Annotated in this window: 9 protein-coding genes and 1 tRNA gene; all 10 read left to right on the top strand. The window is 39.2% G+C overall.

The window, feature by feature from the left end:
• Window positions 1–84: 84 nt before the first annotated feature.
• Window positions 85–159 (top strand) — tRNA-Ala (locus tag Q7U95_RS06165).
• A gap of 226 nt (window positions 160–385) precedes the next feature.
• Window positions 386–1429, top strand: coding sequence for a hypothetical protein (locus Q7U95_RS06170; RefSeq protein ID WP_308752803.1), 1044 nt, complete (start codon window positions 386–388; stop codon window positions 1427–1429).
• A 61-nt stretch (window positions 1430–1490) separates the two neighbouring features.
• A complete protein-coding gene (locus tag Q7U95_RS06175) occupies window positions 1491–2432 on the top strand; it encodes a hypothetical protein (RefSeq protein ID WP_308752805.1) in 942 nt (313 codons plus the stop codon).
• A gap of 225 nt (window positions 2433–2657) precedes the next feature.
• On the top strand, window positions 2658–2891 hold the full coding sequence (locus tag Q7U95_RS06180; protein WP_308752807.1) for a hypothetical protein: 234 nt from the start codon (window positions 2658–2660) through the stop codon (window positions 2889–2891).
• A gap of 16 nt (window positions 2892–2907) precedes the next feature.
• Window positions 2908–3879, top strand: a complete 972-nt coding sequence (gene hemB / locus Q7U95_RS06185) for a porphobilinogen synthase (protein WP_308752808.1) — start codon at window positions 2908–2910, stop codon at window positions 3877–3879.
• Window positions 3880–3948: 69 nt separating this feature from the next.
• On the top strand, window positions 3949–5079 hold the full coding sequence (gene ahbD, locus Q7U95_RS06190) for a heme b synthase (RefSeq protein ID WP_308752809.1): 1131 nt from the start codon (window positions 3949–3951) through the stop codon (window positions 5077–5079).
• A gap of 481 nt (window positions 5080–5560) precedes the next feature.
• Window positions 5561–6580, top strand: coding sequence for an AsnC family transcriptional regulator (locus Q7U95_RS06195; protein ID WP_308752811.1), 1020 nt, complete (start codon window positions 5561–5563; stop codon window positions 6578–6580).
• Entirely contained in the window at window positions 6573–8531 is a 1959-nt protein-coding gene (locus Q7U95_RS06200; protein WP_308752813.1) for an O-antigen ligase family protein, read from the top strand. The genes Q7U95_RS06195 and Q7U95_RS06200 overlap by 8 nt, the downstream gene beginning before the upstream one ends.
• Window positions 8528–9829, top strand: a complete 1302-nt coding sequence (gene hemL, locus Q7U95_RS06205) for a glutamate-1-semialdehyde 2,1-aminomutase (RefSeq protein ID WP_308752815.1) — start codon at window positions 8528–8530, stop codon at window positions 9827–9829. Before Q7U95_RS06200 ends, hemL begins: the two co-directional genes overlap by 4 nt.
• A gap of 21 nt (window positions 9830–9850) precedes the next feature.
• The coding region (locus Q7U95_RS06210; RefSeq protein ID WP_308752817.1) for a glycosyltransferase family 39 protein at window positions 9851–10705 on the top strand (855 nt) is incomplete at its 3' end.

Raw genomic sequence — 10705 nt, forward strand, 5'->3', positions numbered from 1 at the left:
GGTATTTAAATTTACATTTTACACTTTGCGTTTTACATTTATAATAAAGCGATAGCGACGTAGTAGCTATTAGCTAATATATATGGGGGTGTAGCTCAGTGGGAGAGCGCTACCTTCGCATGGTAGAAGTCGGCGGTTCAAATCCGCTCACCTCCACCATTCTTCGCCTGAAAGGTGAAGAATGCCCTTCCGTAGTTTTTCTTAAGCGAAGGAGGGCAAAAAAATCGTTTAAGAAATTTTACAAATATCTTTCGGGCTACGAATGGCAGGCCAAACTTCGCTTCTTCGAAGCTTCGTTTGCAAGCCAGTGTTAGAGCGAAGTTTGGCCTGTGAAGTCCCGGCAAAGTTGGATATAGCTATTATTTATTTATGATAGAATATGTTTGTGAAAGAAAAAAATGATATAGAACCATTAGAGAAAACACATAAAAGTTGTCTTGCAAAAGGTTGTTTAATTATGTGTTTTTTGACATTCATAGCGATTGTTGGGTTGACGATAGTGTCAATTTATTTATCAAACAAGTCAACAGACAATTATCAAAAGAATAAAAATAAGACAGAATTATTTATTAAAATCGACACACCGGATTATAAGATATCAAATGCAAAAGAAGCAGAATTTTTTAGTATGCTTTCAAAGATATTCTCCAAAGATGATTATGAGGAAGCAAAAGAAAAAATGCTGAGAATCAAAGAAATATATCCTGAAGGATATTTTGTAATTGTTCATAGAATTTTTGACAATCAAGATCTTTTTATAGATATATATAATAATTTTAAGAATAATGATGAAGATATGAGTGATTTCTTGTCTCATGAACTGACACATTCCACTCTCTTTGAAGACGCTTTTTTAATAGAAGATAAGAAAATTTCCATTAAAGATGGACTAAGTTTATATGAAATGCTCCCTTCGGGGGAAGTTTTATTGCAATATATAAACGAACCAACCGACTTTGATTTCCTGTATCTTTCAGAGAGTAAACAAAATTTATTAGTATCAGTTGATGAAGTTAACGCGTATACAAAGAGTGTCCGAAATTCACGAAATTTCAAGGGTAAGAGTGGATTTGGTGGTAGCGTGTCGGCATCATCGAATTTAGCCAGACAACTCTATTTTGTTACTTTACACATTAAATATATTAAGAAAAATCAGCCAAGTACTTATTTGGCTATACAGAATAACAGAGGATTTGCTTATATTATTATGAGACTGATCAAGATGGCTGAAACAGAATTGTTGATGGCAGACAGTGAAGGTCTTTTTAATCAAAAGACAGGGGACAATTTAGCCTTATTTAATGAGAATAGATATATATTAGAGCAATATTTTGATGACGCGGGTGTTAATGATTTTTCAGATACGGAATTTGATTATCAGGAGCTAAGATCAAAAGGGATTGATTTTACTATAGAGAAAGTAAAATAACTTTTGATTAAAGAAATCAGCCCGGGTTCGCTGCCAAAGAGATTATAATTGTAGGGGAAAAATGAAAATAAAATTTAATAAAAAACTAGTTATTGTCATTGTTGTTTCTGCCGGCTTATCGTTGATTTTAAGCACCCTTTTTATGTTGAGATATTTCTATATCTCAGAGGTAAGAAAAGGAAATAATGGGAGCACAAAAACAACGAATGGTCAGGAAGAAAAGAAACCGGAAAAGAAACCGGAAGATAAACCGGTGGAATATCCCTACACTCTAGTTTTTTATAATGGATCAGTTTTCGGTGCAAAAGTGCCTCAGGGCTGGGATGTTACCGACAATGAAAGCGGTATTGAAGTAGTTAATCCAACAGATTCCAATGTAGGGGTTTCTGGAGTAATAGCTGTTGGTTGGTACGGTTATCAGACACCGGACGGTTTTATCAGTTTTATGTTAGAAGCTATTGGGGCAACGGGAGTGCGGTATGAAAATCAGTCAGTCGAAGAAACTGTAAAAGACCCGGTCTCCGGACTTTCGTGGGTAATAAAGACAAAGACGTTTACTTTTGATAAAAATGGCCAAAGACTAAAAGCAAAGGCAAGCGCGGGAGTGCTGAATGGGTATGGACAATTTATGGGGATGATAACAGCTTTTCAGACAACGCCTGAAAAATGGGGTAAATGGGCACCAACTTTGGAAAGAATAGCCCAATCGATTACTATCATTAATCCGTCAAAAGCAGGAGGAATTGACAAAGTTCGTTTGCCAACTGCTACGGATTTAGCAAATGATTCATCACCATTAATGGAATCATGGGAGTATAAAAATAGGTCGCAGGATCGAACTTCACACGAGTTTTCTGATGCGATAATGGGACAAGAGTCAGATCTTATGTCACCTTCTACCGGACGAACCTATACACTACCCTTAACTTCCTACGATCCTACGGTTGGCGGATATCGAAACCCTGATAATTCCAGTGAAATACTGAATGACATGTATGAATAAAATCTTTTTAATAAAATTCTTGCAGGCGTGAATAACCCTTTTACAACAAAAATAGTTTGAAAGCCGCCCTGGAAAGCCTACCAAGAAAATCATGGCTATATAGGGTTGTTATTTTTATATATCCCTTTTGTCTATTGGAACCTTTGTTTAAAAAATATATAATACATGTTAACCATAATCAACAAACTATAGATTATAAACTGATTTGAGGAGGTGATTTTTACAATGATGGGACTTACTCCATGGTATGTATATGTTTTGCAGTATGGGGGCGCAATTGTGAGTCTTTTATACCCAATTTTTTTGGTTGTGATTCTTTTTTTAGCTTACAAAGAGTTTAAACGATTAGTTGACCACATTGCTCCTAAACCAACTGGGGTTGTGATGCTGCCGGAAGTTAAAAAAGAAGAAGCCAAAAAAGAGAAAGAAGAAGTTAAAAAAGTTAAGAAAGAGGCATAGGAAGGAGGCATAAATAATGTATTTTCCTGAGTATCGTCCTCGAAGGTTAAGGCAGAATGAAAACTTTCGTCGAATGATTAGAGAGACCTCTTTAAGTATCGATGATTTAATTTATCCGTTGTTTGTAACTCACGGCGAAGGAATTAAAAAAGAGATTTCTTCTATGCCGGGTAATTATCATTTTTCTATCGATAAACTGACGGAAGAAGTTAAGAAAGTAAGGGATTTAGGCATCCCCGCCATAATTTTATTTGGCTTGCCGGAAAATAAAGACGAAGCAGCTTCAGGGGCTTATGATGATAAAGGGATTGTGCAGGAAGCCGTTCGGGCGATAAAAAAAGCAGTTCCGGATATCTTGGTTATTACTGATGTTTGTTTATGTGAATATTCAAGTCACGGTCATTGTGGACTTGTGAAAGACGGCAAAGTTTTAAACGACTTAACATTAGAGTTGTTGGCAAAAACCGCACTTTCTCATGCTGAGGCGGGAGTTGATATGGTGGCGCCGTCGGACATGATGGATGGACGGGTGGCTGCCATAAGGGCTTCCCTTGATGGAAATGGATATCAGGATTTACCCGTCATGTCATATGCGGCAAAGTATGCCTCAGCTTTTTATGGCCCCTTTAGGGAAGCGGCTGAATCTGCTCCCCAGTTTGGGGATAGACGTTCTTACCAGATGGACCCGCCAAACGTACTTGAATCCTTGCGCGAAGCAAGGTTGGATATAGAAGAGGGTGCCGACATAATAATGGTAAAACCTGCCATGGCTTATATGGATGTGATTCAGCTCGTAAAGTCAGAAACAGGTTATCCGGTTGCGACATATAATGTAAGCGGTGAGTTCTCAATGGTAAAAGCAGCCGCTGCAAAGGGCTGGATAGATGAGAAGAAAGTGGTAATGGAAATTTTAACAGGGCTTAAAAGAGCCGGCGCCGATATAATTTTAACCTACCATGCAAAGGATGTTGCCAATTGGCTGAAGTAAATAAGTCGATAGTCCCGCCAGAGGCGGGCAGGCTTCAGCCATCAGGCTTTAGGGGGTATAAAAACTAGGATGCAAAAAAAACATAAAGACAAATCAAAGCTGGAGTCTGGAAGCTGGAGTCTGGAAGCTGAAGCGGCATCGTCGCTTAGGATGATTGCTTGGGAAATTACAGGCGTTTGTAATCTTAAGTGTGCCCACTGTCGGGCATCAGCAATAAGCGAAAGAAATCCCAATGAACTTTCTACTGAGGAATGTTTTGCTTTAATCGATAATATAGTGAGTTTTAGCAATCCCGTAATTATTTTAACCGGCGGTGAGCCGTTAATGCGGGAAGACGTATTTGATATCGCAAAATATGGTATGGGAAAAGGATTGCGCATGGTTATAGCTACTAACGGCACCCTTATCACTGATGATATTGCTCGCAAGATGGCTGAAGTTGGTATTCCCCGCGTAAGCGTAAGTTTGGATAGTGCAATTCCTGAAGTTCATGATAAGTTTAGGGGCGTAAAAGGAGCTTTTGAGGCATCTCTCAAAGGGCTGGAGGCAGCCAAAAGAGCGGGTGTTGAATTTCAAATAAATACCACAATTACCAAACGAAATATCGATGAAATTGAAGATATTTTAAACCTGACCATTAAGATAGGAGCTGTTGCTCACCATATATTTTTATTGGTGCCAACCGGTCGGGGAAAAGAATTAGCCAATGAAGAAATTCCTCCGGAAGACTACGAAAAAGTGCTCAATTGGTTTTATGATAAAAAGAAGGAAGTGCCCATTCAGCTAAAAGCAACTTGTGCTCCTCATTTTTATCGCGTCATGAGACAACGGGCAAAAGAAGAGGGAGGAAAGATTACTGTTCAAACTCATGGTTTAGATGCAATGACCAGGGGTTGTCTTGGAGGAACTTCTTTTTGTTTTATTTCTCACTTAGGACAGATTCAGCCCTGCGGTTATCTTGAAATTGACTGTGGAAATGCGCGAAAGAAGCCGTTCAAAGAAATTTGGGAAAATTCTAAAATTTTTAACGATTTAAGGGATTTTTCAAAGTTAGAAGGAAAGTGCGGTATCTGCGAGTACAAGAAGGTCTGCGGGGGCTGCAGAGCCCGAGCTTATGCAAGAACAGGAAACTACCTGGCCGAGGAGCCGTACTGTGTGTACGAACCGAAGGCAAAACAAGGGGAAAGGATTAAGGGGTAAGGATTAAGGAGCAATTCTTTCTCGTCATTATGGCCTGCCCACCGGTGGTTGTCTCAGGTAGGCGGGAGGAACGGAGCGGCGAAGTAATCTCAAAACCAACAAATTTCTGACTACCGACTGATGGAGTATAGAGCAGTTCTTTCCCGTCATTGCGAGGGAGTGTAACGACACCCCCCGTCATTGCGAGGAGCCGTAGGCGACGAAGCAATCTCAGCTTCCCCCCTTGACGGGGGAGGATTAAGGTGGGGGAGATTTTGTTCTTAACATTTTAAATTTTACATTATCGTTTTTATTTTTACCTGCCTGCCCTGCCTGCCGGTAGGCACGGCGGCAGGCACGGCATTTTTATATTTTTTAATTAAAAAGTTTGACTCCCAACTTATAAAGGGCTATCGGCTGATTTTAAGAGCTGGTTTTAGGGCTGCTTTAAAAGGCTGTTTTTAACATTTTTCATTTTTTAATTTCCTTGGGGCTGATTTGCGTGGATAAAATTGACAAGCAATTATTAAATATCATCCAACCCAACTTTCCAATAGTTGAAAGGCCATTTCAGGCACTTGCAAAAGAACTTAGTTTAACGGAAGAAGAAGTTATTTTTCGTCTTAATAAGTTAAAAAAGGAGAAAATTATAAGGCGCGTTGGCGCCGTTTTTAATTCTCAAAGTTTGGGTTATGTGAGTACGCTTTTGGCAATGAAGGTTCCGCCGCGGCAGGTTAAAAACATCGCAAATTTAATTAATGGTTATAGTGGGGTAACCCACAACTATCTTCGAAACTATGATTACAATCTTTGGTTTACTTTAACCGCTCCATCGGAGAAGAAGTTAAAATCGATAATTGAGGAGATTAAAACTAAAACCGGTATTTCCGATTTACTTTACCTTCCTGCCACGAGAATTTTTAAAATCGGGGTGAAATTTGATTTGGGTGAGCCAACAAGTCAGTTAGCCATGCCTACCGGCAGGCAGGCAGGCAGGGAGTCGGAAGTAAAAAAGTTAGAGCCGGAAACTCAAAAGCACGAATTTTCTGTGAAAGAAATAAGTTTAATTAAGCAAATTCAAGAGGATATGCTCTTATGTATCCAACCTTTTAAAATAATTGCCAATGAAATCGGGATGAAAGAAAATGAGGTTATTGACAAACTCAAAGAATGGGAGAAAAAAGGGATTATCAGGCGATTTGGGGCAATTTTAAGGCATAAAAAGGCCGGTTTTAAATTTAATGCTATGGGAGCGTGGATTGTTCCTAAAGAAAAAACTGATGAAGTGGGAAGGATTATGGCTTCCTTTAAAGAAGTTAGCCATTGTTACGAGCGCCCGACCTATCCAAAATGGCCATACAATTTATTTACCATGATTCATGGCAGGAGCCGCCGGGAATGCGAAGATGCGGCCAAAGAGATATCCAAAGCAACGGGTATTGATGATTATGAGCTTTTATACAGCACAAAAGAGTTTAAGAAAGTCAGCATGAAATACTTTGCGGAAGAAATAAATGCATGAAAAAGAAGTTGTCTCGGTAAAAGATGAAAACGAAACTCTGAGGATATTTTTTGAGAATATCATTAAGTGGAGCACTCTTTTATTAATCTTTTTTCTCCCAATTTTAATTAATCCACTAAGCGGGCAGATATTCGCGATTCCTAAAGTCATTTTTTTGCGTCTAATGTCTTTAATTATTTTTTTGTCCTGGTTAATTTTAATTTCTTCTGGAAAAAGCTCTTTTAAAAGGTCCTTTCTTGATTTGCCGATTTCCCTTTTTCTCTTTTTTGCCGGTCTTTCTACCATCTTTTCGGTTCATCTGCATACTGCTTTTTATGGGGAGTATATGCGTTATGATGGATTTTTAGCTCTTCTTATCTATGCGTTTCTGTATTTTGTCACGGTCAATTTTTTTAGGACTTCCGGTGATAGAAAAGTTTTGCTGGTTGTATTATTTGCTTCAGCCTGCATTGTCGCTGCCTTTGGGATAATTAATCATTTTTACCTCGGTCTTTTTAATTACGGTAGCCCAATTGATCTGGGTCGAAGTGGCTCTCTTTTAGGAAATTCAAATTATTTAGGTGCTTATCTGGCTTTAGTTGTTCCTCTGGCGTTAGTGAGCATGGTTTACTTAAAGCAGATAAATTTGCCCAAGTGGCTTGTTTGCCTTACCTTTTTTCTTACTTCAACATCCCTTGTTTTAACTTATACCAGAGCATCCTGGCTTGGCATAACGGTTGGGCTTCTCTGTTTAATATTAATTAATAAAGAGAGTTTTTTTAAAAGCAAAAGAGCTATTTTTTTAAGTTTGACCATCGTTATTCTAATTGTCGCGATTTTCTTTGGAGCTAATTTCTTGGGGCAGAAAAATTTATCTTCCCTGCCTTTTGCCGGAAGACTTAGTTCGCTTTTTAATCTCAAGGGAGGTTCGGTTTTAGACCGTTTATTTATCTGGAAAACAGCTGTAAAAATTGTTCCTGATTACCGGTTGCTTGGGGTGGGCCCCGACTGTTTTGGCTTGGTTTATCCGAGGTATCTCCAGCCAAATTGGGCAAGCGTTGCCGTTAACGCCTTTACTGATAATGCTCATTTTAACTTGCTTCAAGTGCTTGTTTGTCAGGGAATTGCCGGGTTATTGAGTTATGTTTGGATTTTTTCTTTGTTTTTCTTTGTTACGTGGAAGAAGATAATTAAGATGGAGAAGGGTAGTTTGCGGGCTATTTCCATCGGCCTTTTGTGCGCTTGCGTTGCTTATTTTGTTAATATCCAATTTAGCTTTACTATGGTTTATGTAACTCCGATTTTCTGGATAATCATGGGTTTGCTTGTTGGCCTTGTTCAAGGTGGGGATGTTTCAGAGAGCGCTTATTTTAAGGAATTTAAATTACCGGAAAAGAAAAAGTTATTGCAGGGTTTTGTAGTTATTTTGACCGCGGTCTTTCTTTCAATTGGAATTAATACGGGAACAAAAGCTTTTTTGGCCGATACTTTTTTAGGAAACGCATTTAGGCGCATAGAAAAAAATGATCTTTCCGGTGAGCTAAATCAAAACTTGTTAGTTATAAAAAATGACCCTTACGAGGAAAGGTACTGGTTTTATCTCGGTAGAACTTATTTACGGGCGTTTGAAGTAACTGAAGAAGAAGGGATGTTGAGCAGTTCGATTTTTTCCTTTGAGGAAGCGATAAAGCGAAACCCGCTTGATATTTTAGGTTATTGGGGATTGGCACGTTCCTACTATTTAGGAGGAATTATTTTAAACGAATCCATGTTTGATAAGTCAATTTCTGCAATTCAGAATGGGTTGGAAGTTGAGCCTTACTCGTTAAATTTATGGTTTGAGCTTGGAGAGGTTTATGAAAGAAAGGGTCTTGATGAGGAAGCAGCAAAAGCATATGCTAAGGTTTTGGAGATAGAAAAAGATAATTATAAGGCAAAAGAAAAAATTCGTTTAATTAAGGAGCGAGAATGAGTTTAAATACTAAAAATTCAAAGAGATTGTTTGAAAACGCCAAACAGTATATTCCCGGTGGTGTAAATAGCCCGGTTAGGGCGTTTAAATCGGTAAATATGGAACCTCTTTTTATTTCAAGAGGTAAGGGTTCCAAAATATATGATGTTGATAAGAATGAGTTTATCGATTACGTCTGTTCCTGGGGGCCGCTTATCTTAGGCCATGTTCACCCCGAGGTCATTGGCAAAGTTGAGAAAACTTTAGAGAAAGGGGCCAGTTTTGGCGCCCCGACCGAACTGGAAGTTGAGATGGCAAAACAGGTTATTGAAGCCGTTCCTTCCATCGACGAGGTCAGGATGGTTAGTTCCGGCACGGAAGCCGTTATGAGCGCCATAAGGTTAGCCAGGGGTTATACAGGCCGAAATAAAATTATAAAATTTGACGGTTGTTATCACGGCCATTCAGATAGCATGCTTGTCGCTGCCGGCTCAGGAGTTGCCACGCTTGGGATTCCGGGAAGCCCCGGAGTTACCGAAGGAGCGGCCAAAGATACAATTATTTTGGACTACAATGACCTTGAATCAGTTGAGGATGTTATAAAAAAACGGCATGAGGAAATAGCTTGCGTGATACTGGAGCCAATTGCGGCTAACATGGGTGTTGTTCCTCCAAAGCCCGGATTTCTTGAAGGTTTAAGAAAGATAACGGAAGAATACGGCGTTTTATTAATATTTGATGAGGTTATCACGGGATTTCGCGTGTCTTACGGTGGGGCTCAAGAGCTTTATGGAGTAACTCCGGATTTAACTTGCTTAGGCAAGATTATCGGCGGCGGATTTCCGGTAGGGGCTTTTGGTGGCAGGAGAGAGATTATGCAGTATCTTGCTCCCGTGGGGCCGGTCTATCAAGCGGGAACACTTTCCGGCAACCCCGTGGCGATGGCGGCGGGGCTTGCCACGCTTAAAATTTTAGCCAAGAGAAATATTTATGAGAAGCTGGAAGAAAAAGCGGCAAAATTGTCAAATGGACTTAAAAAAGCAGCCCAAGATGCCGGGGTGGATGTTTATTGTACCCGAGTAGGCTCGGTGAGCTGCATGTTCTTTAACGATTCAAAAGTGGTTGATTACAAAACTGCTAAGAACTCAAATATTGAAAAATATGCCCTTTACTTTAAAAATATGCTGGAAAGAGGAGTTTATCTTGCTCCTTCTCAGTTTGAGGCATCTTTTGTTTCAGCCGCTCATAGTGATGAAGATATTAAGAAAACGATAGCAGCTGCAAGTGATTCGCTGAGAAATTTAAAAAAGAGCACCTAAAAAATAATGTGGAGGAATTGATTGCGGGAGCTGGTTTTAAATCGAGCCAAAATTGACAAAATATTGAAAAAAGATTGGTTTTGGCTTGCGCTCATTATGACCGCGTCAGTCTTGTTTCAACTCTATCGGGTCGGGGGCGCTTTCGGAGGGTTCCATGGGTGCAATGAAGCTTATTATGCTTCTTATGCCAAATCATTTTTAGACCAACCGATAATCAATATTCTGAAAAAATCAACTGATTTTAACAACCCTCCGCTCTTCACTGTTTTCTTATATATTAGCTATAAATTGTTTGGAGTAAGTGAGGTATCATCTAGAATTGTCCCGATATTTTTCTCGGCGGTCTCTGTTTATTTCACCTACAAAATTGGTCGCTTGCTTTACAACAAAAAGGTGGCTCTGTTGGGAGCCGCGTTTTTGGCTTTTTGTCCGGCGTTTATTCTTGTTGGAAGAAATGTTCAGATAGAATCGACCTTCATAGCGTTTACCTTGGCCGCTCTCTATTTTTATATTAAGTCCGGAAAGGAAAATGAATGGAAGAATAGAATTATAGCGGGGGTTTTGCTGGGCTTTGGATTATTTTCCAAATTGCCCTCAATTCTAATAATCGGTGCCATCGTTATTTGGGAAATCATCAGAAACAAGGACTTTAAATGGATTAAGCCGTCTTTCATCTCTTTTGCCGTATTACCTTTTATCGTTCCCCTTCCATGGATTTTGTATCACATAGTTTTTAGCCCCAGTTCATTAACGGGTTCTCAAACGGGAATTTTTGAAAAAGTTTTTGAAATCCCGAATGTTTATGTTATTTACAACATTGTTTTAAAGGAAATATTCTACGCAATCTCACCACTTCTTTTTTTGCTCTTCTGTTGT

The organism is Candidatus Oleimmundimicrobium sp. (assembly GCF_030651595.1).
Classification (GTDB): domain Bacteria; phylum Actinomycetota; class Aquicultoria; order UBA3085; family Oleimmundimicrobiaceae; genus JAUSCH01.

Excerpts from the sequence above, each read along its gene's own strand:
- hemL (WP_308752815.1), top strand. The coding sequence starts at position 8,528 with ATGAGTTTAAATACTAAAAATTCAAAGAGATTGTTTGAAAACGCCAAA.
- Q7U95_RS06175 (WP_308752805.1), top strand. The coding sequence starts at position 1,491 with ATGAAAATAAAATTTAATAAAAAACTAGTTATTGTCATTGTTGTTTCT.
- hemB (WP_308752808.1), top strand. The coding sequence starts at position 2,908 with ATGTATTTTCCTGAGTATCGTCCTCGAAGGTTAAGGCAGAATGAAAAC.
- ahbD (WP_308752809.1), top strand. The coding sequence starts at position 3,949 with ATGCAAAAAAAACATAAAGACAAATCAAAGCTGGAGTCTGGAAGCTGG.
- Q7U95_RS06200 (WP_308752813.1), top strand. The coding sequence starts at position 6,573 with ATGCATGAAAAAGAAGTTGTCTCGGTAAAAGATGAAAACGAAACTCTG.
- Q7U95_RS06180 (WP_308752807.1), top strand. The coding sequence starts at position 2,658 with ATGATGGGACTTACTCCATGGTATGTATATGTTTTGCAGTATGGGGGC.